The organism is Curtobacterium sp. MCLR17_054 (assembly GCF_003234335.2).
In the GTDB taxonomy this organism is placed as follows: domain Bacteria; phylum Actinomycetota; class Actinomycetes; order Actinomycetales; family Microbacteriaceae; genus Curtobacterium; species Curtobacterium flaccumfaciens.
This window is the reverse complement of sequence record NZ_CP126263.1, coordinates 1,949,461-1,974,536: the sequence shown is the minus strand read 5'-3', so window position 1 is coordinate 1,974,536 and position 25,076 is coordinate 1,949,461. Positions and strand designations below refer to the sequence as shown.

General features: G+C 72.4%; 25 protein-coding genes. 7 read left to right on the top strand and 18 right to left on the bottom strand.

What is annotated here, in order from left to right:
* Positions 1-80 precede the first annotated feature (80 nt).
* From ruvB to ybaK, 12 genes are all read right to left on the bottom strand, one after another.
* Positions 81-1,124, bottom strand: coding sequence for a Holliday junction branch migration DNA helicase RuvB (gene ruvB, locus DEJ08_RS09500; RefSeq protein ID WP_071403843.1), 1,044 nt, complete (start codon positions 1,122-1,124; stop codon positions 81-83).
* Positions 1,121-1,741: a Holliday junction branch migration protein RuvA gene (ruvA, locus tag DEJ08_RS09495; protein ID WP_071403844.1), complete on the bottom strand. Its 621-nt coding sequence runs from the start codon at positions 1,739-1,741 to the stop codon at positions 1,121-1,123. Before ruvA ends, ruvB begins: the two co-directional genes overlap by 4 nt.
* A complete protein-coding gene (gene ruvC / locus DEJ08_RS09490; RefSeq protein ID WP_035808297.1) occupies positions 1,738-2,385 on the bottom strand; it encodes a crossover junction endodeoxyribonuclease RuvC in 648 nt (215 codons plus the stop codon). The genes ruvA and ruvC overlap by 4 nt, the downstream gene beginning before the upstream one ends.
* A gap of 2 nt (positions 2,386-2,387) precedes the next feature.
* Entirely contained in the window at positions 2,388-3,155 is a 768-nt protein-coding gene (locus DEJ08_RS09485) for a YebC/PmpR family DNA-binding transcriptional regulator (RefSeq protein ID WP_017887357.1), read from the bottom strand.
* A 119-nt stretch (positions 3,156-3,274) separates the two neighbouring features.
* Positions 3,275-3,886, bottom strand: a complete 612-nt coding sequence (pdxT, locus tag DEJ08_RS09480; RefSeq protein ID WP_111054226.1) for a pyridoxal 5'-phosphate synthase glutaminase subunit PdxT — start codon at positions 3,884-3,886, stop codon at positions 3,275-3,277.
* Positions 3,876-4,796, bottom strand: coding sequence for a pyridoxal 5'-phosphate synthase lyase subunit PdxS (pdxS, locus tag DEJ08_RS09475; protein ID WP_071403847.1), 921 nt, complete (start codon positions 4,794-4,796; stop codon positions 3,876-3,878). Before pdxS ends, pdxT begins: the two co-directional genes overlap by 11 nt.
* Positions 4,797-4,809: 13 nt before the next feature.
* Entirely contained in the window at positions 4,810-5,463 is a 654-nt protein-coding gene (locus DEJ08_RS09470) for an HIT family protein (protein ID WP_258367021.1), read from the bottom strand.
* Positions 5,463-7,484, bottom strand: coding sequence for a threonine--tRNA ligase (thrS, locus tag DEJ08_RS09465; protein ID WP_111054225.1), 2,022 nt, complete (start codon positions 7,482-7,484; stop codon positions 5,463-5,465). Before thrS ends, DEJ08_RS09470 begins: the two co-directional genes overlap by 1 nt.
* Before the next feature lie 123 nt (positions 7,485-7,607).
* Positions 7,608-8,150, bottom strand: a complete 543-nt coding sequence (locus DEJ08_RS09460) for an adenine phosphoribosyltransferase (protein ID WP_017887364.1) — start codon at positions 8,148-8,150, stop codon at positions 7,608-7,610.
* A 240-nt stretch (positions 8,151-8,390) separates the two neighbouring features.
* Positions 8,391-8,624, bottom strand: a complete 234-nt coding sequence (locus tag DEJ08_RS09455) for a hypothetical protein (protein WP_138803336.1) — start codon at positions 8,622-8,624, stop codon at positions 8,391-8,393.
* 837 nt (positions 8,625-9,461) lie between these two features.
* Complete coding sequence (locus DEJ08_RS09450; RefSeq protein WP_111054224.1) at positions 9,462-12,068, bottom strand: ATP-dependent Clp protease ATP-binding subunit; 2,607 nt, start codon at positions 12,066-12,068, stop codon at positions 9,462-9,464.
* A 96-nt stretch (positions 12,069-12,164) separates the two neighbouring features.
* The gene (ybaK, locus tag DEJ08_RS09445; RefSeq protein WP_111054223.1) at positions 12,165-12,650 is read right to left on the bottom strand and encodes a Cys-tRNA(Pro) deacylase; all 486 of its coding nucleotides are present in this window, start codon (positions 12,648-12,650) and stop codon (positions 12,165-12,167) included.
* A gap of 66 nt (positions 12,651-12,716) precedes the next feature.
* On the opposite strand from ybaK, the gene DEJ08_RS09440 reads away from it, so the two are divergent.
* The gene (locus DEJ08_RS09440) at positions 12,717-13,010 is read left to right on the top strand and encodes a hypothetical protein (RefSeq protein ID WP_110863747.1); all 294 of its coding nucleotides are present in this window, start codon (positions 12,717-12,719) and stop codon (positions 13,008-13,010) included.
* Positions 13,011-13,071: 61 nt separating this feature from the next.
* Positions 13,072-13,809, top strand: a complete 738-nt coding sequence (locus tag DEJ08_RS09435) for a YidC/Oxa1 family membrane protein insertase (RefSeq protein WP_111054222.1) — start codon at positions 13,072-13,074, stop codon at positions 13,807-13,809.
* On the opposite strand, the gene DEJ08_RS09430 is transcribed toward DEJ08_RS09435, so the two are convergent.
* A complete protein-coding gene (locus DEJ08_RS09430) occupies positions 13,806-14,021 on the bottom strand; it encodes a hypothetical protein (protein WP_027465592.1) in 216 nt (71 codons plus the stop codon). The genes DEJ08_RS09435 and DEJ08_RS09430 overlap by 4 nt on opposite strands.
* Before the next feature lie 93 nt (positions 14,022-14,114).
* Between DEJ08_RS09430 and DEJ08_RS09425 the strand changes: the two genes are divergently transcribed.
* Positions 14,115-15,032: a hypothetical protein gene (locus tag DEJ08_RS09425; protein ID WP_111054221.1), complete on the top strand. Its 918-nt coding sequence runs from the start codon at positions 14,115-14,117 to the stop codon at positions 15,030-15,032.
* 229 nt (positions 15,033-15,261) lie between these two features.
* The gene (locus tag DEJ08_RS09420; RefSeq protein ID WP_111054220.1) at positions 15,262-16,623 is read left to right on the top strand and encodes an MFS transporter; all 1,362 of its coding nucleotides are present in this window, start codon (positions 15,262-15,264) and stop codon (positions 16,621-16,623) included.
* A 351-nt stretch (positions 16,624-16,974) separates the two neighbouring features.
* Here the strand turns inward: DEJ08_RS09420 and DEJ08_RS09415 are convergent, their stop codons facing one another.
* Together DEJ08_RS09415 and DEJ08_RS09410 are read right to left on the bottom strand one after the other, a co-directional pair.
* Positions 16,975-19,062 carry an MSCRAMM family protein gene (locus tag DEJ08_RS09415; RefSeq protein ID WP_111054219.1) on the bottom strand — a complete coding sequence of 696 codons (2,088 nt, stop codon included), beginning with the start codon at positions 19,060-19,062 and terminating at the stop codon, positions 16,975-16,977.
* 208 nt (positions 19,063-19,270) lie between these two features.
* Positions 19,271-19,735, bottom strand: coding sequence for an NUDIX hydrolase (locus DEJ08_RS09410; protein ID WP_111054218.1), 465 nt, complete (start codon positions 19,733-19,735; stop codon positions 19,271-19,273).
* A gap of 176 nt (positions 19,736-19,911) precedes the next feature.
* Here DEJ08_RS09410 and DEJ08_RS09405 point away from each other — a divergent pair, with 176 nt between their 5' ends.
* The gene (locus DEJ08_RS09405) at positions 19,912-20,781 is read left to right on the top strand and encodes a universal stress protein (RefSeq protein WP_111054217.1); all 870 of its coding nucleotides are present in this window, start codon (positions 19,912-19,914) and stop codon (positions 20,779-20,781) included.
* Here the strand turns inward: DEJ08_RS09405 and DEJ08_RS09400 are convergent.
* The 3 genes from DEJ08_RS09400 to DEJ08_RS09390 all read right to left on the bottom strand — a co-directional run bounded on the left by DEJ08_RS09400 (position 20,738) and on the right by DEJ08_RS09390 (position 23,270).
* The gene (locus DEJ08_RS09400; RefSeq protein ID WP_146248462.1) at positions 20,738-21,718 is read right to left on the bottom strand and encodes an SGNH/GDSL hydrolase family protein; all 981 of its coding nucleotides are present in this window, start codon (positions 21,716-21,718) and stop codon (positions 20,738-20,740) included. The two genes, DEJ08_RS09405 and DEJ08_RS09400, sit on opposite strands and share 44 nt — an antisense overlap.
* Positions 21,719-21,879: 161 nt before the next feature.
* Positions 21,880-22,236, bottom strand: coding sequence for a PRC-barrel domain-containing protein (locus DEJ08_RS09395; protein WP_027465587.1), 357 nt, complete (start codon positions 22,234-22,236; stop codon positions 21,880-21,882).
* Between the two features lie 50 nt (positions 22,237-22,286).
* A complete protein-coding gene (locus DEJ08_RS09390; protein WP_111054215.1) occupies positions 22,287-23,270 on the bottom strand; it encodes a glycosyltransferase family 9 protein in 984 nt (327 codons plus the stop codon).
* 100 nt (positions 23,271-23,370) lie between these two features.
* On the opposite strand from DEJ08_RS09390, the gene DEJ08_RS09385 reads away from it, so the two are divergent.
* Positions 23,371-23,928 (top strand): D-glycero-alpha-D-manno-heptose-1,7-bisphosphate 7-phosphatase, encoded by a 558-nt coding sequence (locus DEJ08_RS09385; protein WP_111054214.1) that lies wholly within the window; start codon positions 23,371-23,373, stop codon positions 23,926-23,928.
* Entirely contained in the window at positions 23,925-25,004 is a 1,080-nt protein-coding gene (locus tag DEJ08_RS09380) for a glycosyltransferase family 9 protein (protein ID WP_111054213.1), read from the top strand. Before DEJ08_RS09385 ends, DEJ08_RS09380 begins: the two co-directional genes overlap by 4 nt.
* Positions 25,005-25,076: the final 72 nt, after the last annotated feature.

Below are 25,076 nucleotides of genomic sequence, written 5' to 3'. Positions count from 1 at the left end.
CTTCTCTGGTTGCTCGGTTTCGGGCCGTAGCAGTCTAGGGCACGCCGGTGTCCGTGGCATGTCACTCGACTGATCGGCGTTCAGTCGTCGGTGTCCTGGTCGTCGAAGAGCCCCGGCTGCCCGCCGTCGGCCTGTCCCGGGGTGAGTCCGAGGTGCCGCCAGGCACGTGGTGTGGCGATGCGCCCACGGGGCGTGCGCGTCACGAGACCGACCCGGACGAGGAACGGTTCGACGACCGACTCGATCGTCTCGGATTCCTCTCCGACCGAGACGGCGAGGGTGTTCAGACCGACCGGGCCCCCGTCGAACCGGGTCAGCATGATCTCGACCACGGCCCGGTCGAGCCGGTCGAGCCCGAGTTCGTCGACGTCGTACAGGTCGAGCGCACCCTGGACCGCGGCCATGCCGTCGGTGGTGCGGTGCACGAGGGCGTAGTCGCGCACCCGGCGGAGCAGGCGGTTCGCGATGCGCGGGGTGCCGCGGGAGCGTCCGGCGATCTCGCGCAGGGCGGTCCGGTCGATGTCGAGTTCGAGCAGGTGGGCCGCACGGATCAGGACCTGTTCGAGCTCGTCCTTCTCGTAGAACTCGAGGTGGGCGGTGAAGCCGAAGCGGTCGCGCAGCGGGTTCGGCAGCAGGCCGGCCCGGGTGGTGGCGCCGACGAGCGTGAACGGTGCGAGGTCGAGCGGGATGCTCGTGGCACCCGCACCCTTGCCCACCATCACGTCGATGCGGAAGTCCTCCATCGCCAGGTAGAGCATCTCCTCTGCCGAGCGGGCCATGCGGTGGATCTCGTCGATGAACAGCACTTCGCCCGGGACCAGGGACGACAGCACGGCGGCGAGGTCACCGGCGTGCTGGATCGCCGGCCCGCTCGACATGCGCAGCGGCCGGCCGGTCTCGTGCGCGACGATCATCGCGAGCGTGGTCTTGCCGAGGCCGGGAGGACCCGCCATCAGGATGTGGTCGGGCGTGCGCTCCTGCATGCCTGCGGCCTTGAGGAGCAGGTCGAGCTGCCCGCGCACCTTGCGCTGCCCGACGAACTCGTCGAGCGAGCGGGGGCGGAGCGCGCCTTCGAACGCGAGTTCCTCTTGCGACTCGGCGCCGGCGGACGTGATGCCGCTCACCGGCCGGCTGCCGCGGGTCGCAGGGCGCCGAGGGCGGCGCGGAGCAGGGCCTGGGTGCCCATCGCGGCGGCACCGGGCTCGTTGGCGACGGCGTCGTCGACCGCGGACTGTGCCGCGTCCTCGCGCCAGCCGAGGCCGATGAGCGCCGAGACGACGTCGACCGCGGCGGGGTGCACTGCGGTCCCCCGTGCGGCCGCGACCACGGCTGCCTGCTCGAAGGCCACGAGCTTGCCGGAGAGCGCGACGATGATGAGCTTTGCGGTCTTCGGGCCGATGCCGGAGACCTTGCGGAACGCGCCGTCGTCCTCGTTCGCGACGGCGTTCGCGATCTGCGCCGGGTCCATGTGGGCCAGGACGCCCATCGCGGACTTCGGGCCGACGCCGGAGACCCCGCGGAGCAGGTCGAACACCTGCAGCGCGTCGGTCGACTCGAACCCGAAGAGCAGGTGCTCGTCCTCGCGCACGATCATGGCGGTCCGCACGAACACCTCGGACCCGTGGCGCATCGTCAGCGCGTGCGCGGGGGTCACGGTGACGGCGTATCCGACTCCCCCGACCTCGATCACCACGGCCGAACCGGCGATGTCGATGCAGGTGCCCCGGAGACTCGCGATCATGCTCCGAGCCTAGGGCCGCCCACCGACGACGCCGACCTGCCACGCTGCGGGCGGGCCGCGGCGGCGGCCGCGCGGGCCAGCGGCGAGTCGACGGTGCCGCCCTGGGCGTCCCGCCAGGCACGCTGTGCCGGGGTGAGGTTCGTGGCACGCGAGCCGGCGGCGTCAGGTGATCCGAGCCTCCAGGCATGGCACACGGCCAACGCGAGCGCGTCGGCGGCGTCGGCCGGCTTCGGGGCCTCGTCGAGCCCGAGCACGCGCGCGATCATGGTCTGCACCTGACGCTTGTCAGCGTTGCCGTAGCCGGTGACGGCGGCCTTGACCTCGGACGGGGTGTGCAGCCCGACGGGCAGGCCGCGGGCGGCCGCGGCGTGCAGCGCCAGGCCAGCGGCTTGCGCGGTGCCCATCACGGTGCGGACGTTCGCCTGCGCGAACACCCGCTCGACGGCGACCGCATCCGGGTGGTGCTCGTCGATCTCGGCGGCGATGCCGTCGGCGATGCGGAGCAGCCGCTGTTCGAGCGGCATGTCCGGCGGGGTGCGCACGACCGTCACGTGGACGAGCCGAGCGCGCCGGTTCGGTGCGACCTCGACGACGCCGACGCCGCACCGGGTGAGCCCGGGGTCCACCCCGAGCACACGGAGCACGGTTACTCGCCCTCGTCCTCGTCGAGCTCGGCCTGGACGTCCGCGGGGATGTCGAAGTTCGAGTAGACGTTCTGCACGTCGTCCGAGTCCTCGAGCGCGTCGATCAGGCGGAACACCTTGCGGGCGGTCTCGGCGTCGACCGGGACCTTGAGGCCGGGCACGAACTCGGCGTCGGCGGAGTCGTAGTCGATGCCGGCGTCCTGGAGGGCGGTGCGGGCGGCGACCAGGTCGCTCGCCTCGGTGATGATCTCGAAGCCGCCACCCTGGTCGATGACGTCCTCGACACCGGCGTCCAGCACAGCGGTCATCACGGTGTCCTCGTCGAGGCCGTCGGTCTTCGTGACCGAGATGACGCCCTTGCGCGAGAAGTTGTAGGCGACGCTGCCCGGGTCGGCCATGGTGCCGCCGTTGCGCGACATCGCGGTCCGGACCTCGGCCGCGGCACGGTTCTTGTTGTCCGTGAGGCACTCGATGAGCATCGCGACGCCGTTGGGGCCGTAGCCCTCGTACATGATCGTCGTGTACTCGATGGTCTCGCCCGTGAGACCCGCACCGCGCTTGACGGCGCGGTCGATGTTGTCGTTGGGGACCGAGGTCTTCTTCGCCTTCTGCACGGCGTCGACCAGGGTCGGGTTGCCGGACATGTCGGCACCGCCCATCTTCGCGGCGACCTCGATGTTCTTGATCAGCTTGGCGAACGACTTGGCACGGCGCTGGTCGATGACCGCCTTCTTGTGCTTGGTCGTTGCCCACTTGGAATGCCCGGACACGGTTCTCCTTGCGTCTTGCGGAAAGTCCCGCTCAGTTTAGCGGCCCTGTGGGCCGAACACCGGCCTGGAGGCGCGGCGCGGCTTCCGTCCCGTCGGTGCGGCGGGTGGACGGTCACGCCTCAGGCGCTGCGCACCAGGTCGAGGAACCGGCGGTGGAAGCGGTCCTCGCCGGCGACCTCGGGGTGGAACGCACTCGCGATGACGTTGCCCTGCTGCACGGCGACGACCTGGCCGTCGGGCAGTGCGCCGAGGACGTGGACGTCGTCGCCGCGCTGCTCCACGACGGGGGCCCGGATGAACACGGCGTGCACCGGGGCCTCGCCGAGGTCGGGCATCGGGATGTCGATCTCGAACGAGTCGTTCTGCGCACCGAACGCGTTGCGGCGCACGGTGGTGTCGAGCACGTCGAGGGTCTGCTGGCCGCTGATGCCGTCGGTGATCCGCGACGACAGCATGATCATGCCGGCGCAGGTGCCGTAGGTGGGCAGGCCACCGCGGATCGCGTCGGCGAGGGGCTCGGCGACGCCGAACGCGCGGGACAGCTTGTCCATCACGCTCGACTCGCCCCCGGGGATCACGACGCCGTCGAGGGTCTCGATCTCCTCGGGGCGACGGAGCGGCACCACGTCGGCGCCGAGCTCGGTCAGCGAGGCGATGTGCTCGCGGAAGTCACCCTGCAGCGCCAGGACCCCGATGCGGGGCCGAGCGCTGCTCGTCGGACTACCAGCCACGCTCGGCGAGGCGGTGCGGTGCGGGGACGTCGGCGACGTTGATGCCGACCATCGCCTCGCCCAGACCACGGGAGACCTCGGCGATGACCTTGGGGTCGTCGTGGAAGGTCGTCGCCTTGACGATCGCGGCGGCACGCGCTGCCGGGTCGCCGGACTTGAAGATGCCGGAACCGACGAAGACACCGTCGGCGCCGAGCTGCATCATCATCGCGGCGTCGGCCGGGGTGGCGACACCACCGGCGGTGAAGAGGACGACGGGGAGCTTGCCGGTGCGGGCGACTTCCTGCACGACGTCGATCGGGGCCTGGAGCTCCTTGGCGGCGACGTAGAGCTCGTCGTCACGCAGGTTGCGGAGCGCCGCGATCTCCTTGGTGATGGTGCGGATGTGCTTGGTGGCCTCGGACACGTCGCCCGTGCCGGCCTCGCCCTTGGAACGGATCATGGCCGCGCCCTCGGTGATGCGACGGAGCGCCTCGCCCAGGTTGGTGGCACCGCAGACGAAGGGGGTGGTGAACTTCCACTTGTCGATGTGGTTGAGGTAGTCGGCCGGCGACAGCACCTCGGACTCGTCGATGTAGTCGACACCGAGCTCCTGCAGCACCTGCGCCTCGACGAAGTGGCCGATGCGGGCCTTCGCCATGACGGGGATCGACACCGCGGCGATGATCTCCTCGATCATCGAGGGGTCGGACATGCGGGCGACGCCGCCCTGCGCACGGATGTCAGCGGGAACGCGCTCGAGGGCCATGACGGCGGTCGCACCGGCTTCTTCCGCGATGCGGGCCTGCTCGGCGTCGACGACGTCCATGATCACGCCGCCCTTGAGCATCTCGGCGAGTCCGCGCTTGACGCGGTCGGAGCCGGTGATCGAGGTGCCAGGGGTGCCGGAGGTGCTGGTGCTGTCGCTCATGATGCCGACCAGTCTAGTGCGCCCGGGGCCACCCGTCGGCGACGAGTCGACGGGTCTCGCCGAGCAACTGCGACATGGACTTGGTCCGGGCGATGATCGGGAAGAAGTTCGCGTCCGACTGCCACCGCGGGACGATGTGCTGGTGCAGGTGTGCGGCCACGCCGGCACCGGCGACCTCGCCCTGGTTCATGCCGATGTTGAAGCCGTCGCAGTGCGAGACCTCGCGCAGCACCCGCATCGCGGTCTGGGTCAGCTCGCCGATCTCGCGCAGTTCGTCCGGCGTGGCCTCGTCGTAGAGCGGGACGTGGCGGTACGGGCAGACCAGCAGGTGCCCGTTGTTGTACGGGAACAAGTTGAGCAGCACGTAGGCGTGCTCACCCCGGGCCACGATCAGGGCGTCCTCGTCGGACTTCCGCGGGGCTTCGCAGAACGGGCAGTCGTCGTCGTGCCCGCGTCCCCGGCCTTCGCGGCCGGCGTCGATGTAGGCCATCCGGTGCGGGTTCCAGAGCCGCTGGAACGCGTCCGGGACGGCTGCGCCGGTGGCCGCGTCGCGGATCACCAGCGGATCGGTGTCCGCGCCTTCGGAGGGCGCGGCGGCGGTGGGGCCGACCACGTCGTCGACGTGACCGGTCCCCGCGGCCTGCTCCGGGCCTCCTGGGAGGGCCATCAGACCTGCGTGCGCTCGCGGATCGCGGTGAGGATGCGGTCCACGGCCTCGTCGACGGGCACCGCGTTGTCCTGGCGGCCGTCGCGGAAGCGGAAGCTGACGGCGCCGGCATCGCGGTCGTCGCCACCCGCGATGAGCTGGAACGGCACCTTCGCCTTGGTGTGCGTGCGGATCTTCTTCTGCATGCGGTCGTCCGAGTGGTCGACCTCGGCGCGGACGCCGTGGGCACGGAGCTTCGCGATGACCTCGTCGAGGTAGTCGCCGTACTCGGCCGCGACCGGGATGCCGACGACCTGGACGGGCGACAGCCACGCCGGGAACGCGCCCGCGTAGTGCTCGGTGAGGACCCCGAAGAAGCGCTCGATCGAGCCGAACAGCGCGCGGTGGATCATCACCGGACGCTGGCGCGAGCCGTCGGCCGCGGTGTAGTCGATGCCGAAGCGCTCGGGCAGGTTGAAGTCGAGCTGCACGGTCGACATCTGCCAGGTGCGGCCGATGGCGTCGCGGGCCTGCACGGAGATCTTCGGGCCGTAGAACGCGGCGCCGGCGGGGTCCGGCACCAGCTCGAGGCCGGACTCCTCGGCGACCTGGCGCAGGGTCTCCGTCGCGACGTCCCAGACCTCGTCGTCACCGACGTACTTCTCCGGGTCCTTCGTCGACAGCTCGAGGTAGAAGTCGTCGAGGCCGTAGTCGCGCAGGAGCGAGAGCACGAACGCGAGGGTCGTGGTCAGCTCCTCCTTCATCTTCTCCTGCGTGGTGAAGATGTGCGCGTCGTCCTGGGTCAGGCCGCGCACGCGGGTGAGGCCGTGGATGACGCCGGACTTCTCGTTGCGGTACACCGTGCCGAACTCGAACATCCGGAGTGGCAGGTCGCGGTAGGAGCGGGGCTGCGACCGGTACGCCAGGATGTGCATCGGGCAGTTCATCGGCTTGAGGTAGTAGTCGGCGCCCTGCCGGGTGACGTTGCCGTCCTCGTCCTTGGCCTCGTCCATGTGCATGGCCGGGAACATGCCGTCCTTGTACCAGCCGAGGTGCCCAGAGGTCTCGAACAGGTCGCCCTTGGTGATGTGGGGCGTGTAGACGAACGAGTAGCCGTTCTCCTCGTGCCGACGGCGCGAGTAGTCCTCCATCTCGCGGCGGATGATGCCGCCCTTCGGGTGGAAGATCGCCAGGCCGGAACCGATCTCGTCGGGGAACGAGAACAGGTCGAGTTCGGCGCCGAGCTTGCGGTGGTCGCGCTTGGCGGCTTCCTCGAGGCGCACCAGGTACGCCTTGAGCTGGTCCTTGTCGGGCCAGGCGGTGCCGTAGATGCGCTGCAGCTGCGGGTTCTTCTCCGAGCCGCGCCAGTACGCGGCGGCGACGCGCATGAGCTTGGCGGCGTTGCCGATCCAGCGGGTGTGCGGGACGTGCGGGCCGCGGCAGAGGTCCTGCCAGAGCACCTCGCCCGACTTCGGGTCGACGTTCTCGTACACGGTGAGCTCGCCGGCACCGACCTCGACGCTCTCGCCGGAGTCACCGTCGGACGCCGCACCCTTGAGGCCGATGAGCTCCTGCTTGTAGGGCTCCCCCGCCATCAGCTCGCGTGCCTGCTCGTCGGTGACGACCACGCGACGGAAGCGCTGGGCCTGCTTGACGATGCGGTCCATGCCCTTCTCGATCGCCTTGAGGTCTTCGGGGGTGAAGGGCTCGGCGACGTCGAAGTCGTAGTAGAAGCCGTCGGTGACGGGCGGCCCGATCCCGAGCTTGGCTTCCGGGTTGATCTGCTGCACGGCCTGCGCCAGCACGTGGGCGGCCGAGTGGCGGAGTATGTCGAGCCCGTCCTGCTCCTGCAGGGTGACGGCCTCGGCGGTCTCGCCGGCCTGCACGTCCGCCGCGAGGTCCTTCAGGACACCGTCGACGCGGATCGCGACGACGCCGCGCTCACCGTCGAAGAGCTCGGTGCCGGTCGTGGTCGTCGTCGCGGTCCGGGGCTCGGGTGCCTGGGGAAGCTCGGCGGGCGCGGGTGCGACTGACTCGGTCACGATGATGGGACTCCTCGATCGAAATGGTGCGTCAAGACTAGTGCGAGACGTGCTCGCGTGCGGACGCCGGGGACGCGCCTGTGGAGAGAACGGATGCCGCCCCGACCGCGCGGTTGCCCGCGCTCAGGCCGGGACGGCGCCGAGCGTCGCGACGGGCAGCCGCGGCTCGAGACGCTCGCGCCCGTTCAGGCCGTCGAGCTCGAGCAGGGCGGCGAACCCGATGGCCTGGTAGCCGGCGCGTTCGAGCAGCGTGATGGTCGCTGCACCGGTCCCGCCGGTGGCCAGGACGTCGTCGACGACGAGCACCCGGGTGCCGGCCGGCAACTGGCCGGGGCGCAGTTCGAGTTCGGCCTCGCCGTACTCCAGCGCGTACTGCTCGCTGAGGACCTCGCCGGGGAGCTTCCCCGCCTTGCGCACGGTGAGCACGCCGACCTGGTGCTGGGCGGCGATGCCCCCGGCCAGTGCGAAGCCGCGGGCCTCGATGCCAGCGACGGCGTCGAACCCGGCTCCGACCGCGAACGGTGCCGCGAGTGCTTCGCACACGCGGCCGAACGCGACGGCGTCCGAGAACACCGGCGTCACGTCACGGAAGAGCACCCCCGGCTTCGGGAAGTCCGGCACGAGGGCGGTGAGGCGTTCGACGAGTGCAGCTGCGGTTTCGGTCACCCGCCAACGGTACGGGAGGCCCGGGGTGCGTCCGACACGTCGGCGCACGGTGCGAGGGTGGTCGCCTCGTGCGGGGCCAACCGTTCGCGGCACGGTGCGGGTTCCGTCGGACGGTTCGCCGAAGGTGGCTCGGTGCGAGGCTGTTTCCTCGCACCGAGCCGTTCAGTCCGCACGGGCTTCGGAACGACGCACCGTGCGTGCGTGACGCCGACGACAGCGCCGGCACCCCAGCGCCGCGGGTCAGCGCCACATCCGCATGGCGGCGCCCTGGGTGATCCAGTCGGCCTCGCGCTGCTGGCGTTCGCGCTCCATGCGGGCCAACGTGGCGAGGTCGACCTCGGGCCGCTCCTTGCGGGTGCGTCGGCTCCAGATGATGAGCGACATCCCGACCCGGAGTGCGATGCGGTCGGCGAGTGAGACCCGGCGGCGCACCGCGCGGGTATCGGGTGGACGGGTGGTGGTCTTCGTGGACACGGTGTTCCCCTTCAGGGCACGGCAGAGCTGCCCGGGTGTCGGGCAGGACGAATCCGCCCGGGTTGCGGGCAGCAGGAAATGAATGCGTGAGAATGCACTCCGGGATGGTCCGGAAATGTTCGGACAACGATCGCGGAATGCTCGTCGACACCGAGAGCGTCGCACTGTCCACCGACATTCTTCCGGCGTCGTCCGCGCAGATCGGACGGCACGCATCGACGAGTCGACGAGCCGTTCAGCAGGCGAACGAACCGGTGCTACGGCGAGCCTGATCGGCTCAGCGCACGGTGCCCGGAGGCACAGGTGTCAGGAGAGTGGGACGCTCCGGGTCAGCGGACGCGGAACGGGGTACCGACGCGTCCACGGATTCCACGGAACGGAGTGGTTGCGGAGATCATCATGGTCGGCCCCCTTTCGGTCTCGAGCTGGCGGAGTCGTCCGGGTCGAATGTTCGACCGTTCGCGACGAGTGAACACTATCGGCACCGCAATTCGGAGCGCAACCCCTTTTCCGGAAAAGATCCGGAATTGCATTCCCGAACAGGCTGATCACGGTGCGACGTTCGTGGTCTCGCGTCAACTTGCCGGCTGCGTGCCGAGTTCCCGTCGTGCACTGGAGCCGGGCCTCCCGGCTGCACCGTGCGCCGTCGGCGGATCGGTGGCAGCCTGCGCGCTCGGTGCGGGATCGCAGCCGTGCACCGTGCGGGCAACCTCGCACCGTGTGACGGAACACGCACGGCGCGCGGCGGCGGCGCGCAGCGCAACACCGCGGCGGTCCGCGCACGCCGAAGGCCCGGTACCGAATCGGTACCGGGCCCTCGTTGTGCGTGCGACCGGACTAGACCGCCGCGTGCTCCGCGACGCTCGCCGTCAGGGCATCGCCCTCGACGTCGAGCCGCACGGTGTCACCCGCGGTGACCCCACCCTCGACCACCAGGGTCGCGATGCGGTCGTCGACCTCCCGCTGGATGAGCCGACGGAGCGGGCGGGCGCCGTACTCCGGCTCGTACCCGTGCTCGGCGAGCCAGTCGACCGCCGCGTCGGACACCGACAGGAGCATGTCCTGTGCGACCAGCCGGAGCGCAGTGTCCTGCAGCAGCAGCGACACGATCGACGCGATCTGGGACCGGTCGAGCTTGCGGAACAGCACGATCTCGTCGATGCGGTTGATGAACTCGGGCCGCATCGCCTCGCGCAGCTTGCCCATGACGCGGGCCCGCAGGTCGTCTTCGGCGTAGCCGTCCGTCGCGCCGACCGGGGAGAACCCGAGCGCTCCCGAGCGGGAGGCCAGGAACTCCGAGCCGATGTTCGACGTCATGATGACGACCGTGTTCCGGAAGTCGACCGTCCGCCCCTGCCCGTCGGTGAGCCGGCCGTCGTCGAGGACCTGCAGCAGCAGGTTGAAGACGTCCGGGTGGGCCTTCTCGACCTCGTCGAGCAGGATCACCGAGTACGGGTTGCGGCGGACGCGCTCGGTGAGCTGGCCGGCCTCGTCGTAGCCGACGTACCCGGGAGGGGCACCGACCAGGCGGGACACGGTGTGGCGTTCGCCGAACTCGCTCATGTCGAAGCGGAGCATGGCGGACTCGTCACCGAACAGCGACGACGCCAGGGCCTTCGCGAGTTCGGTCTTGCCGACCCCCGTCGGGCCGAGGAACAGGAAACTGCCCACCGGACGACGCGGGTCGCCCATGCCGGTCCGGCTGCGCCGCACCGCCTTGGCGATCGCCCGCACGGCGTCGTCCTGGCCGACGACTCGGTCGTGCAGCTCGGACTCGAGCGCGGCGAGCCGCGTCTTGTCGGCCGAGCCGAGGCGGGTCACCGGGATCCCGGTGGCGCGGGACACCACGGCGGCGATGTCGGCCTCCGTGATCGACGTGTCCGCGGATTCCGGACGGGAGGCGCGGGTCGCGTCCGCCGACGAGGCGGCGGTGATCCGGGCCTCCAGTCCGACGATCTCGTCACGCAGGTCGGACGCTTCTTCGTAGTGCTCCTCGGCGACCGCGCGGTCCTTGCGGGCCGTCAGGTCGGCGACCTGGGCACGCAGTGCCTCGACGTCGACGTCGCCCGACAGGGCGAGGCGACGGCGTGCACCGGCCTGGTCGATGAGGTCGATGGCCTTGTCCGGCAGGTGCCGGTCGGTCACGTAGCGGTGCGAGAGCTCGACGGCGGCGCGGAGCGCCTCGGGCGTGTAGCCGACGCCGTGGTGCTCCTCGTAGCGCGGGGCGAGGCCGGTCAGGATCGCGACGGCGTCCTCGACGTTCGGCTCCCCCACCGTGACGGGCTGGAACCGGCGCTCGAGCGCGGCGTCCTTCTCGATCCGGCGGTACTCGTTGAGTGTCGTCGCGCCGACCAGGTGCAGGTCGCCGCGGGCGAGCCGGGGCTTGAGGATGTTGCCGGCGTCCATCGAGCCGCCCTCGCCGCCGCCACCGGCGCCGACGACGGTGTGGAGCTCGTCGACGAAGACGATGAGCTCGTCGGCGTGCGCCGCGATCTCGTCCATCGCCGTGGTGAGGCGCTCCTCGAAGTCGCCGCGGTAGCGGGTGCCGGAGAGCATGCCGGGCAGGTCGAGCGCGACGAGCCGCTTGCCCTGCAGCAGGGCGGGGACGTCACCGTCGACGATGCGCTGGGCGAGGCCCTCGACGATCGCGGTCTTGCCGACGCCGGGCTCACCGATCAGCACCGGGTTGTTCTTGGTGCGACGGAGCAGGATCTCGACGGTCTGCTCGATCTCGTCGGCGCGGCCGATCACCGGGTCGACGTGCCCGTCACGGGCGCGCTCGGTCAGGTCGGTGCCGAACTGGTCGAGCGTCGGGGTGTCGCTGTCGGTGGCCTGGTCGGTGCCGACGGCGTCGTTCGTTCCTGGCATGGGGCGCCCCTCTCGTGCTGCTGCCGCGGCCTGCTGGGCGTAGTCCTGCATGACCTGCGGGGTGATCCCGGCGCTGGCGAGCAGCTGGCCGGTCACGGTCTCCTGGTCCATCACGAGCGCGAAGAAGACGTGCTCGGGGTCGGTGTAGGTGCTGCCGAAGCCCCGCGCGGCCTGCGTCGCCTCGACGAGGATGCGCTGGGCGGTGCCGGTCAGCGCCGGGCGGCCGGTCTGCTCGGTGAGCGGCTCGTGCGCCATCGGCAGGCGCTGCTCGATCTCCTCGGCGAGTCGCTGGGGATCGACCCCGGCGGAACGCACGACGGCGTCGAACGGTTCGGTGCGGACGAGCACGTGCAGGATGTGCAGTGCGTCGATCTCGCGCTGCCCCTGCGCGACCGCGTACTCGGCGGTGTGCTGGAGCAGCTCGTGGGTCCGGCGGCTGAGCAGCCGGGTGATGTCGACCGGTCGACCGAACGCGCGGACGCGCTGCTGGTCACCGGTGCGCTGTGCCGCGAGCAGGCGGGCGAGGAACTCGTCGAACGAGTCGTTGCTACCGGTCGGGCCGAACGTCTCTGGCAAAGGGACCTCCTGGGGAACTTGAGTGCCTTCGACTCAATGCAACGCAGGAGGGCCCAGGTCATTCCCGGGTGCCGAAAAAACTTGCGGCGACTCGACTCAGGTCCGCGCGATGGGTGCGGCGACCGCCTCGGTGATCCGCGCGAGGTCGGTCGGCGCCACCTCGACGTCGAAGCCGCGACGTCCGCCGGACACGAAGATGCTCGAGTACGACAGCGCCGACTCGTCGAGCACGGTGCGGAGCCGGGTCTTCTGGCCGACCGGGCTGATGCCGCCGACCACGTAGCCCGTGCGCTTCTCGGCGAGGGCGGGATCGGCCAGCGTCGCCTTCTTGCCCCCGACGGCTGCGGCGATCGCCTTGAGGTCGAGCCGGTTCGCCACCGGCACGATCGCGACGGCGAGGGTGCCGTCGACGGAGACGACCAGGGTCTTGAAGACCTGCTCCTCGCGCAGCCCGAGGGCGGCGGCCGCCTCTTCTCCGAAGTTGGTGGCGCTCTCGTGGTGCTCGTACACGTGCGGCGTGTACGGGACCCCGGCCGCCTCGAGCGCGACGGTCGCTGGGGTGCTCGGCGAACCTGCGGTCATGCCGTGATCCTCCCCCGCCGCACCTTCCGGTCCTCGACGGCACGCGGGCGTTACGCTGAACGGACCATGACCGCCGTCCTGCTGCTGCTCCGCGCCACCGCCGCGCTGGTGCTCGGCGACCCGGCCGCCGGGGTGCTGCCCCTGCTGGCCGTCGCGGCACTCGGGCTGACCGCGGTCGCCGTGACCGTCGTCGTCGCCCGGCTGCTCGTCGCGGTGCTCGCGGCCGTCCTCGGGGTCGGATCGGCGTCCGTGTCGGACCGGTCGGCGGTACCCGACCTGGTCACCCGGATCGGGTGGAGCCACCCCGACGCCGACGGCCACGTCCGCTCACGGGCACCGGGGGTCGCGACCCCGGCCTGACCACCGACCGGTGGCCGGGCCGCTCGCGCACCCCGCTGACCCACCACCGATCGGAACCGTCATGGACCTGTCCACCCTGCCCCTCGTCGGCCCGCTGCTGCACGGCGGCGCGGACCTCTTCACCGCCCTCACCGCGGCGCTCTCCCCCGTGGCCGGCTCGTTCGCCGCGGCGATCGCCGTCGTGCTCCTCACCCTGGCCGTCCGCCTGGTGCTCGTCCCGCTGTCCGTGCTGCAGGTGCGGGCCGAGCGGGACCGCCGGCGCCTCGCACCCCAGCTCGCGGCGCTGCGGAAGCGGTACGGCCGCGACACCCAGCGCCTGCAGCGGGCGATGCAGCAGCTGTACACCGACGAGAAGGTCTCGCCGCTGGCCGGCTGCCTGCCCGTCCTGGCGCAGGCACCCGTCGTGTCGCTCGTCTACGCCCTGTTCACGCACGCCTCGATCGGCGACACCACGAACGCCCTGCTGGAGGCGACGCTCGTCGGGGTCCCGCTCGGCCACTCGCTCGTCGTCACCCTGACGTCGCCGCTGTGGGTGCACGCCTGGGTGGTGATGGTCCTGCTGGCGGTGCTCGCGGTCGTCGTCGAGCTCAGCCGCCGGTCGAACGCGCACTGGAACCCGGTGCCGGCACCGGAGCCGGGCGTCCCCGGCGCCGCCGCGACCGCCGCCGTGGGTCGGTACGTGCCGTTCATCACGGTCGTCTTCGCGGCGATCGCACCGCTCGCCGCCGCGCTCTACGTCGTGACGAGTGCGGCCTGGACGTACGGCGAACGCGCCGTGCTGCGCCGGGTGGTCCGTTAGCCGCCCTGGCCCTCCTGCTGCGGTCCCTGGTCGACCGGGTCGTACTCGGTGCCGCGGCCCTGCTCCTCGTCGGCGGTCGGCACGTGGCGTTCCGTGCCGGCACCGCCGGGGCTGGTCGCGACGTAGTCGGCCTCGCCGGACTGGGTGTCGTGGCTCAGCGGCTCGAGGGTCTCGGCGTCGGCGTCGTGCTGCGGCATGGGGTCGGTGCTCATGCACCACGCCTACTCCCTCGTTCTGGGTGCGCGCGCACGGCTGTGCGGTGCCACGATGGAACTGTCCACGCGACCGGCAGAGCGGGAGTGCGCATGGCCCACGACGACGTGGCAGCGGAACGGGCACGGCTCGAGGCCGTCGCCTGGGGAGCAGGATCGAGCCCGGCGGACGCGGCGCGCGCCCGGATCGCACTGCAGGACCTGGAACGCGGACGACGACCCCGCGTGCGTGCGGTCGCGACGGCGCGGGATCTCCTGCCGGGAGGCCCGGGTCCGGTCCGGACGTCCGTCCCGTCCGTGACGCGGTCGGGTCCAGGGCCCGTGCCGGTGCCCGTGTCCTCGCCCGCTGACGCGGCGGTCGTGTCCTTGCCCGCCGGCGCGGCGGCGGTGCCTGCCGGAGCCGACGTGTCGGAGGCGACCGACGGCGGTGGGGGCGAGCACGTCGACGACGCGCGGGGCGACGGCGGGGACGAGCCGGGCCGCCAGGCCGAGCCGACCGGTCGGACCCGGTGGCGGCGGTGGTTGTGGACGGAGCGACCACGCGCCTGGATCGCGGGCGGCGCGGCTGCCGCGGTGGGCGTCGCGTTCGCCGCCGGGACGCTCGTCGGGACCGCGCAGCCCGACGTCGCCGCGGCGCCGAGTGTCACGCCGACGGCGGGGACGGTGACGCTCGAACAGCTGCTCGACGTCCCGCAGACGTACGCCGACCAGCTGCCGGGGCCGGTCGCTGCGCCGGTGAGCCTGCACACGACGCGACTCGTCTTCACGAACCGAGCGCTCGACGGCGGGACCGCCGAGACCCCCTGGAACGTCTGGGCCGGAATCGGGACCGACCGGTCGACGATCTGTCTCGTGGCGACGGCGGACCGGATCGAGTCGTCGACGGCGTGCTTCCCGCGGCAGGCGGCGCTGCACGGGGCGGTGTCGATGTCGGCGCAGTCCAGGAGCGGCACGTTGACGATCGAGCTGCGCGGCGGCGGGGTCCAGGGCCGGGTGACGAACGAGTACTGAGCGGGCGATCAGTACCTGAGTGTTTCGTTGGAGCGCTCCGATGTATTTGCTGGATGCCCTCGCGAGAGTCGTTCCATCGTGCAACACTGGATGAGCGCACTCGTCGTGGAGTCGTACCCACATCATCCACATCCGCCAGCGAGCGCGCCCCGCAGACCCTCCCGGTCACCGCCGTCAGAACGATCGGCATCGTCGCGCGCTCCACCGTGCCTCGGAGGAGGTCAGCAGCGTGTCCACCAACACCACCACCTCGGCCGTGTCGACCCACACGCGGCCGATCACCGTCACCAGTCAGTCGATCGTCGGCATCGCCGTGCTCGGACTGGCGACGTTCTTCGCCATCACCACCGAGCTCATGCCCGTCGGGCTGCTCGGCACGATGAGCGCCGACCTCGGCGTGACCGAGGCCACCATGGGCATCGTCATCACCGTGTACGCCGCTGCCGTCGCGCTCCTCGCGCTGCCGCTCACCGCGTTCACCGCGAAGCTGCCCCGCAAGACCGTGCTCGTCGCCACGCTCGTCGGCTACACCGTGTCGAACCTGATGGTCGCGCTCGCACCGTCGTTCGCCGTGGTCTGCGCCGGACGCGTCGTCGGCGGCATCGCGCACGCACTGTTCTTCTCGGTCGCCTCGGCGTACGCCACCCGGATCGTGCCACCGCGGCTGGCCGGGCGCGCGATCGCGTTCGTGTACTCGGGCAGCTCGCTGGGTTTCGTGCTCGGTGTGCCCGTCGCGACCTGGGTCGCGCAGCACATCGGCTGGCGCCAGGCCGTGTTCTCCGTCGGGGTCGCCGCAGCGGCACTCGCGGTCGTCGCCCTGCTGTTCCTGCCCGCCGTCCGCGGTGCCTCGTCGCCGCACATCGGGTCGCCGAAGGCCTGGGCGCGCACCGGACTGCTGTCCGTCGTGATCGCCGACATGCTGCTGTTCGGCGGGCACTACGTCGTCTACACCTACATCGGGCCGTACGCGATCGACGCCGGGCTCGACGCCGGCATGGTCAGCGGGGCGCTGCTCGTGCTCGGTGGCACCGGTGTCGTCGGGCTCTGGCTCGCCGGCATGTTCGTCGACCGTGCGCCCCGGCAGACGCTGATCGCCTCGGTCGCCGTGATGGTCGTGGCCTTCGCGACGATGCCGTTCGTGCACGGCTCCCTGATCGGGACGATGGTCGTCGCCGGGGTCTGGATGGCCGCGAACGGCACGACCGGCACGCTCTTCATGGCCGCGGCGATCCGTGCCGGAGGCGTCTCCCCCGACATCGCCGGCGCGCTGGTCAACGGGGCGTCGAACATCGGCATCGCCGGTGGTGCGGCGTTCGGCGGGCAGGCCCTCGGGATCGTCGGGCTGCAGTACCTGCCGTTCGCCGGTGCCGCGGTGCTGGTCGGCGCGCTCGGGGTCGTCGTGCTGGCGCGCCGTGGGTTCCCGGTGCACTCGCACGCGCAGGAGCACCTGTCGACCTCGTCCATCGAGGCGATCACGTCGTCGCTCGCGGTCGTCACCACGTCGGTGCCGGTCGTCGGGCGGGCGATCCAGACGGTCACGGGGTCGATCGGTGTCGTCACGGGTTCGGTGCGGCGGCCGCGGACGCGGTAGGGGCTGTGCGGGGGCGCGGGCGCGGGTGCGTTCGCGGGGGCGTTCGCGGAGTGGTCACGACATGCCGTTGGCGTGGCGTCGGGGTCGCTCGAACTGTCGTCTGACGGGCCGGCGGGCGACGGTTCGTGACCCCTCGGCAGACGCGGGCGGCGTGTTGTGCGACCGCGACGAAGGCCCGCGGCCAGGCGCCGAGTGGTCACGACATGCCGTTGGCGGGGCGGCAGGGTCGCACGAACTGTCGTCTGCAGGGGTGGCGGGCGACGGTTCGTGACCCCTCGGCGGACGCGGGCGGCGTGTTGTGCGACCGTGGCCGCCGCCGCCGCCGCCGCCACCACCGCGGCCGCAGCCCGGTCAGTCCTGCAAGTGGTCCGTGCGGCGGCGGTTGCGCACCGCGCGGTAGGTCAGCAGCGCCGCACCGAGCAGCACGAGCACCCCGGCGGCGATGAGCCCCGGCCCGAGGTCCGCCCCCGTGTACGCCAGCGGTTCACCGTCCCCCGCGTCGCCCTGGCCCGAGACCGGCGCGGAGCCAGAGCCCGAGCCGGCAGCGGGGCCGGTCGGAGCCGCCGAAGGAGAGCCACTCGGCGACGGCGACGGCGACGGAGCAGGAGCCGGCGCCGGACCCGCCGCGGCCCGCAACACGAACGCCAGCGGTGTCGCAGCCCCGGACTCCGGGGTGACGACGGTCGCCGTCTCGGCCCCCTCGACGTCGACCGAGACGACGTACTCGGTCGTGGGCTCCAGGCCGGTCAGGTCGAACGCACCATCGTCGTCCGTGACGACCGACACGGGATCGCCGGACTGTGGGTCCGTCGGAGTCGCGACGACCTCGACGTCCGGAACGGGTTCGCCGTTCGGGTCGACGACCGTGCCGGGCTGGTCGGTCGTGACCTCGGCTGCGGGGGCGGCGGAGGCGAACGGCAGGTCGGACGCAGCACGCTCGCCAGCGACGGCCGTCACACCGGTGTTCGAGGTCGCCCCGGTCGCCCCCGGCTCCGGTCGTTCGGTCCGGACCGTGTACGTGCCGGCCGCGGTGGCGAAGACGTAGCGACCGTCCGCGTCGGTCTCCGTCGATGCGACCACGGCGCCTGTGCCGTCGACGAGCTCGACCACTGCGCCGGCGGGCACGGGTGCACCGTCGAGCGACACCACACCCGCGACCGTCGCGACGACGGCGGCCGGCACATCGATCTCGTCGGGGACCGCGGGTGCCGCGTCGACGTCGCCGGTCGTGATGGTCACGGGTGGCTCGTCGGCGACGGACACGTCGAGGTCGGTGTCCGCCGGCAGGTCCGAGCCGGTGTAGACGCCGTCGCTGTTCGTCGTGGTGTCGACGAGGACGTCCCCGGATCCCGGGTCGGTGATGACGACCTCGAGGTTCGAGACCGGTCGACCGTCCTCGTCGACCACGGTGCCGATGACCGACACGGTGTCCTCCGGCGACGTGAACGCGAAGTCGGCCTGCTGGTCCACGCCGCCCGGTGAGCCTGCCTGGGCGAGGGAGACCCTCGTGGGCTGGTCAGGACCCTCGGCGCCGTCCGGCGGGGTGATCTCGACGCGGTAGTTCGCGATGACCGGCAGCTGCGGGAACGCGTAGGTGCCGTCGGGGTTGGTGGTCGTCGTGTAAACGGTGCCGCGCGGAGCGGTGACACGGACGATCGCCCCGGGGATCGGCGCTCCGTCGAGGGTCGCCGTGCCGGTGATCGCGGCGGTGCGGTTGGCGAACCAGGTCTGGTACACCGGGAACCCGCTGCGCTGCTGGTACGTGATCGTCAGGCTGGTGAGCGACACGGTCGGCGTGAACCAGGCCGTCGCACCGGCGGTGTCGACCGCGCCGGTGTTGCCCGTGAGGGTCCGGGTGGCCGGGTCCCAGGTGGGCCGGTCCTGCCCGGTCGTGCCGTCGGGGTCGGCGGTGCAAGACGGCCCTCCGGCGACGGCGGCCGAGCACGAGTTGTAGGACCTCACGTAGCCGAGCTGCTCCGCGGTCGCGGCGCCACCCCCGGAGACGGTGGCCGAGATGGTCGCCCGGTCCGCGTCGACGTCGCCGAGCACGAACGACCAGCTCTGGGCACCCGGCGTCGGCTCGGCGAACGTGTAGGTGGTCGTCGAGGCGCCGGTCGTGGGCGAGTCGACGTTCGGCCGCTGGTTCATGTAGGTCTGGCCACGGCTCGTCCCGTAGACCGCGCCCGACGGGGTCGACGCCGACTGCCAGGTCGATGCCCCGCTGACGACGGTCGACTGCCGGGAGTCCGACGTGAAGGTCGTCTCGGGGAACCCGGCGAGCGTCATCGTGCCGGTGTAGGCCCGGCTCGCTCCGCTGAGGGTGAAGGTCCCCCAGTTGCCGACCGGCTCCGCCGACGCGCTGGTCGCGCCGCCGATCGCGAGTCCTGCTCCGAGTGCGAGGGCCGTCAGCCCTGCCGTGACCGCGCGCCAGCGCCGCATGCGTACTCCCCTGCTGTGGCGCCGGTGAACCCGACACCCCCTCAGACTATCCAGCGGGCGAGGCTCGTGTCCGGGGCATTACACGAGCAAGAAGGTCCCGCCGAGTGGTCACGACCTGCCGCGTGCCGGTCGCCGGGTGGCCGAGAAGTGTCGGCTGGAGGGCCGCCGGACGACAGTTCGTGACCCCTCAACGAACACGAGCGGCGCGTCAGGCACCCATCGCCACCAGGGCGTCGAGCGCAGCGACCTGCCCGGCCACCACCAGCTCCCGCGCCTCGTCGAGGCCGACCCACCGTGCGTCGTCCACCTCGGGCACCTCCACGAACCGCCCCGACCCGCGCGGCAGCTCGAGCCGCACGGTGTTGCTCCGCACGGTGTCGACCGAGAACCCCGACGCCCGTGCCGCGAAGACCCGCACCCGCTTGCCCGACGCCTGCCGGAACTCCCCCAGGTCGGTCAGGCCGGCCGCGGTCACCGGTGCGGGCACGCCGATCTCCTCCGCGAACTCGCGCAGTGCGGTGCCGAGCGGCTCCTCGCCCGCCTCGACCAGGCCCTTCGGGATCGACCAGGCACGCGGCCGGTTCCGCCAGAACGGTCCGCCCATGTGCGCGAGGAAGACCTCGGGCCCGGACGGACCGGTCCGGTGCAGCAACAGTCCGGCGCTCACGACCACGTCCCGAGACTACGCAGACCCGGCCGGGAGGCCCGGATCACCACCCACACGCCGCGCACCACCCGACGTGCGCGGTTACACCGCCGGTTCCCCACGTCCGCGCCGGGAGTACCGTGTGGCGCACGGAGCGCCGTGTGACGCCCCCGGAGGACCTGCGATGGAGGAGGCCGATCGGGATGGACGAACGATGGACGACGGTGACGTTGGCCGCGGACGCCGCGATGCCGCACGACGAGGCGCTGCGGTGGATCGCCGCCCGCGCGGACAGCGGGATCGAGCGGATCCGGATCATCGGTGCCGACCCGGCGATCGAGGGCCCCCGACCGGTCGCCGACCGCCTGGCCGAGGCCGCTCGTGCCGCCCTGCCCGGAGTCACCGTCGAGGTGCACCGGCACGCCGGACCGTTCGCCACCGCTCTGGTCGAGGAGTCCGACGGCGGTGACCTCCTGGTGATCGGGACCTTCCGGAGCCGACGGGGTTCGACCGCCGGCGGCGACCCGGCGCGGGTCGCGGTCCGCGCGGCCGTGCCGACCGTGATCGTCCCCGAGGGCCCGCGCCCGATCGACGGCGACGTGGTGCTGGCCGTCGAGGAACCCATCGACGAACGGGCCGTCTCGATCGCCGTCGCCGAGGCCGTCCGGCTGCACCGACGACTGACGCTGCTCCGGGCGTGGGAGATGCCCGTGCTGACCCGGACCGGGCTCACCGACTTCGCCGAGGATCCCCTGCGGTGGCGCGCCCGCAACGCCGAACTGCTGCAGCGGGTCACCGAGGACCTGACCGCGCGGTTCCCGGCGGTGCGGATCCGGCCGCTGCTCGTGGAGGGGCACCCGGGGCACGCCATCGCCTCGCGCACCCGGCGGGCGTCGCTCGTGGTGCTCGGACGGGGGCACGTGCGGGTGCTGTCCGGCGCACTGCTCCACGACGTCGTCCGTGAGACGGCGGCTCCGGTGTGCGTCGTCCCTCCGGCGGCGCACACGGACAGCGCGGGGTCCGGACGGGTCAGCCGGCGAGTTCCCGGATCGCGTCGGCCATCTGGTCGGTGAGGTACGCGACACCGCGGCCGTTCGGGTGCAGGGCGCCGGCCTTGAGGTCGATGCGTCGCAGGTCGCTCGAGCCGGTCAGGCTGACGCCGGCGACGTAGCGTTCGTCCGCCGGGGCGCAGGCCGAGTGGGCCTCGGTGCGTTCGAGGACGTCGACGAACCGCACCCCGGCGGCGTCGGCGGCGGATGCGGACACCGCGTCGAGCTCCTCCTGGACGCCGTGGAGGTACGCCACGTCGTCGTCGGTGAAGGGGAAGGTGTCCGAGGGGAACGATCCCGCGAGCGTGCCGAGGTCGAGCGCGGAGCGGAAGCAGCCCTTCGCCGGCGTGTGCTCGGCGTCCGGGAAGATCGCCGGGTACCCGAGGAACACGACGACGGCGTTCGGCGCGGCCCGTCGCACCGCTGCGAGGGTGTCGGCGATCCCGAGCGCGACCCGCGACTGGATCTTCACGCTGAGCTGGTCCTCACCGTCCTGCACGAGCGTGCTCTCGCACGACGGCGCGTCGCGTCCGGAGAACACCGGGCCGTCGGCCGAGATCGCCAGGCACGACGCGGCGGTGCCGAACAGGTCCGCGTCGTTGCCGCCGATGGTCAGGGTCACGAGCCGGGTGCGCGACGACAGCGACTCGATCTGCGGGGGGACGCCCGTGAACTGGTGTCCGGTCGTGACGTCCTCGCTGGTGGCCCCCGCGCACGTGACGTCGGTCAGGTCGAGGCCGAACCGCGCCGCGAGCCGGTGCGGGTAGTCACGGGCCGACTGCACGCACGCGCTCGTGGGCAGCCGCGTCCGGTCGCCGAGTCCGTAGCCGGCGGAGTACGAGTCACCGAGGGCGACGTACTCGCTGCCGGGCGGGAGGTCGGCGAGTGGCTCGGTCGGGTCGTCCGGCACCGGGTAGGGCTGCGGGACGGGCCACATCGGTGCGGCCGACGCGGGTTCCACCGGCCCCGGTGCCGCGACCCCGGCCACCACCAGCCCGACGACGGCGACCGCCGCCAGGGCGGCGAGCAGCGTCGTACGGGCGGTGCGGAGCAGTTGCGGCCTCCGGGCGGGTGCGGCGGATCGGTCGGTCGGGTGGGGTCGGTCGGTGGGGCGGGACGGACTCAGCGGCGTCCGAGTCGGCGTTCGCCACCGCTGCCGGTGCGGTACTCCAGCCCGTAGTGCTGGAACAGCTCGGGCTCGGTCGCGGCGTCGAGCTCGCCGTCGGTCGAGATCGACGGGGCGTCCTTGACGAGCTTCTTCGGGAACGTCACGCGCAGGTGCTTCGGGGCGACCGTGGCGCCGAACAGCGGGACGAAGACGAGCTTCTGGAACCCGACCATGCCGGTGGTCAGGGCACCGAACGCCGGCTCGGAGGTGGCGGTGTCGTAGTAGATGCTCTCGAGCGTGCCGACCTTGTCGTCGGCCTCGTCGACGACCGGCAGACCGATCCAGTCACGGATGTTCGCGGCTTCGAACACGAAGGACTCCCTCCGAGCATCCGGCAGGTCCGGGTGGCTCTCGGTCGACGCTACCGCCCGGCCGCCTGAGCGGTCACCCGGAGCCGGTCCACCGCGCCGAGCACGTCGTCCGCGGTCACGGCCAGGATCGCCGGGTCCGGGTCCTCGGCGAAGACGTCACCGCGACGGACCGAGGCGTCGGTGAGCACGATGTGCGGACCGGTCGACGGCGGGCCCCACGCCTCGGGCGGGGCCGGGCCGAACAGCACGACCGACGGCACCCCGTACGCGGACGCCAGGTGCGCAGCGCCGGTGTCGACCGTGACGACGAGCCGCGCCGCGGCGATCACCGCGGCGAAGGCCTGCAGGTCCAGGGTGCCGGCCAGGACCGCCTCCGGCGCCAGGCCGGCCGCGTCGGCGACGGCACGGGCGCGCACGACGTCGTCCGAGCCTCCTGTCAGGACCACGTCGGCACCGCGCGCACGCAGTCCGCGCACCACGTGGGCGAAGCGGTCCGTCGGCCAGTGCCGCGCACCGTGGAAGGCACCCACGTGCACGACGGCCGCGTCGGCGACCACCGGCGGCTCGGCGGGGCGGTCGATGTGCACCTCGGTGGCGTCCGCCTGGATGCCGTGCCACGTGAGCAGGTCCGCCCAGCGGTCGCGCTCGTGCACGTCGTCCGGCCACTCCGGGCCCTCGTAGTCGTGGGTCGGGTCGACGTGCCCGATGACCCGGCGCGGGGCGAGCGCGGCGACGAGGTCCGAGGACTCCGGGCCGGCGCCGTGCAGGTTGACGGCGATGTCGACGGCACCGTGCGGCACCGCGATCGGGTGGTCGAGACCGTGCTGGGCCAGGTGGACGTCCACCGCCGGCACGAGTTCGACGACCGGCGCCAGCCACGCCGTGGTGGCCAGGGTGATGCGGTGGTCGGGGAACGCGCGGCGGAGCGCGTGCAGTGCGGGGACGGCGACGAGCAGGTCGCCGAGCTTGATGGCACGGAGGACGAGCAGTTCCGGGCGTCCGTCGGGGTCGGGCAGCTTCTCGAGGGCGGTCACCGCCGCGACGGTAGACCCGACACGCTGACGGTCCTGCCGGGACCGCGCTCCGCGGCTCTTCCTGGGGCGGTCCCCGGCTGTGGACCGGTAGTCACGGAGCATGGCCCTCGCACCGGACCGCGTCATCCGCGGCCTGCTCCTCGACCGCGACGACACCCTGGTGGTGGACGTCCCGTACAACGCCGACCCGCACCTGGTCGTCCCCGTCCCCGGTGCCCGCCGCGCCGTCGACCGGGCGCGTGCCGCCGGGTTGCAGCTCGGCGTCGTCACGAACCAGTCGGTGATCGCGAAGGGCATGGCCACGCGCGAACAGGTCGACGCCACCAACGCCCGGGTCGACGAGCTCGTCGGCCCGTTCGACGTGTGGTGCGTCTGCCCGCACGACGCCGGCGACGACTGCGCCTGCCGGAAGCCCCGGCCCGGGATGGTCCTCGACGCCGCCGAGCGGCTCGGCATCCCGCCGGAGTCGATCGTCGTCGTCGGTGACATCGGCGCCGACGTCCAGGCCGCGCGGAACGCCGGCGCGCAGGGGATCCTCGTGCCCACCCCGCGCACCCGCCGTCAGGAGATCGACGAGGCCGACACCGTCGCCACGGACCTGGACGAGGCCGTCACCCTGGTGCTCGAGCACGTCGGCAGCGTGGCGGACCGGGCATGAGCGCCGGCCGACGCGTCCTCGTCGCCCGACTCGACTCCTTCGGCGACGTCCTGGTCGCCGGCCCCGCGGTGCGCGCGGTCGCCGCCGGTGCCGCGCACGTGACGATGCTGTGCGGACCGCAGGGGGCGCCGGCCGCCGACCTGCTGCCCGGCATCGACCGGGTGCGGGTGTGGGCGGCACCGTGGGTCACCGAGACCGCACGCCCGATCGACGACGCCCTGCTCGCCGAGTTCCGCGCGCTGGTCGCCGAGGAACAGCCCGACGAGGCCGTCGTCCTGACGTCCTTCCACCAGTCGCCCCTGCCCCTCGCGCTGCTCCTGCGCCTGGCCGGGGTCCCCCGGGTCTCCGGGGCCTCGGTCGACCACCCCGGGTCACTGCTCGACGTGCGGCTGCGCCCCGGCGAGGACCTGCCCGAGGACCTCCCCGAGCCCGAGCGCGCGCTGCGGATCGCCGAGGCGGCCGGGTTCCGGCTGCCGCCGGACGACGACGGGAGGCTCGCGGTGCGCCACGACGCCGTCCCGCCCCCGCCCGTGGCCGGTCTCGACCGCTACGTGGTCGTCCACCCCGGAGCCAGCGTCCCGGCACGGTCGTGGCCGGAGTCCCACCACCGTGCGCTCGTCGCCGCCTACGCCGAGCGCGGCGTCCCCGTCGTCGTCACCGGCTCCCCCGGCGAACGCGCGCTGACCGCCGCCGTGGCGGGTGACAGCGGCATCGACCTCGGCGGACGCACCAGCCCCGCCGAACTCGCGGCCGTCCTCGCCGGCGCCGAGGTCGTCGTCGTCGGGAACACCGGTCCGGCCCACCTCGCCGCGGCCGTCGGGGCACCCATCGTGAGCCTGTTCTCGCCGGTCGTCCCCGCCGTGAAGTGGGCGCCGTACGCCCCGCTCGTCGAACTGCTCGGCGACCAGGCCGCACCGTGCCGGCTCAGCCGCGCTCGCGAGTGCCCGGTCCCCGGCCACCCGTGCCTGTCCGGAGTGCGCATCGCGGACGTCCTGGAGGCCCACGAGCGGCTCCGCGACCGCGTTTCGCGGACTGATCCGAGAAGTCTGCGGGGCGGCCCAGAAGGCGCTGCGTAGCGTGCGCCACTGCTTCTCCTGCTCCTTCTCCTGCTGCTCCGGCAGCGGCGGGGAGCGAGCCCATCGACACCG

Coding starts and splice junctions, on each gene's coding strand:
- ruvA (WP_071403844.1), bottom strand. CDS start 1,741: ATGATCGCGAGTCTCCGGGGCACCTGCATCGACATCGCCGGTTCGGCC.
- pdxS (WP_071403847.1), bottom strand. CDS start 4,796: ATGAGCGACAGCACCAGCACCTCCGGCACCCCTGGCACCTCGATCACC.
- DEJ08_RS09470 (WP_258367021.1), bottom strand. CDS start 5,463: ATGGCCCTCCCAGGAGGCCCGGAGCAGGCCGCGGGGACCGGTCACGTC.
- ybaK (WP_111054223.1), bottom strand. CDS start 12,650: ATGACCGCAGGTTCGCCGAGCACCCCAGCGACCGTCGCGCTCGAGGCG.
- DEJ08_RS09440 (WP_110863747.1), top strand. CDS start 12,717: ATGACCGCCGTCCTGCTGCTGCTCCGCGCCACCGCCGCGCTGGTGCTC.
- DEJ08_RS09435 (WP_111054222.1), top strand. CDS start 13,072: ATGGACCTGTCCACCCTGCCCCTCGTCGGCCCGCTGCTGCACGGCGGC.
- DEJ08_RS09430 (WP_027465592.1), bottom strand. CDS start 14,021: ATGAGCACCGACCCCATGCCGCAGCACGACGCCGACGCCGAGACCCTC.
- DEJ08_RS09425 (WP_111054221.1), top strand. CDS start 14,115: ATGGCCCACGACGACGTGGCAGCGGAACGGGCACGGCTCGAGGCCGTC.
- DEJ08_RS09415 (WP_111054219.1), bottom strand. CDS start 19,062: ATGCGGCGCTGGCGCGCGGTCACGGCAGGGCTGACGGCCCTCGCACTC.
- DEJ08_RS09405 (WP_111054217.1), top strand. CDS start 19,912: ATGGACGAACGATGGACGACGGTGACGTTGGCCGCGGACGCCGCGATG.
- DEJ08_RS09385 (WP_111054214.1), top strand. CDS start 23,371: ATGGCCCTCGCACCGGACCGCGTCATCCGCGGCCTGCTCCTCGACCGC.
- DEJ08_RS09380 (WP_111054213.1), top strand. CDS start 23,925: ATGAGCGCCGGCCGACGCGTCCTCGTCGCCCGACTCGACTCCTTCGGC.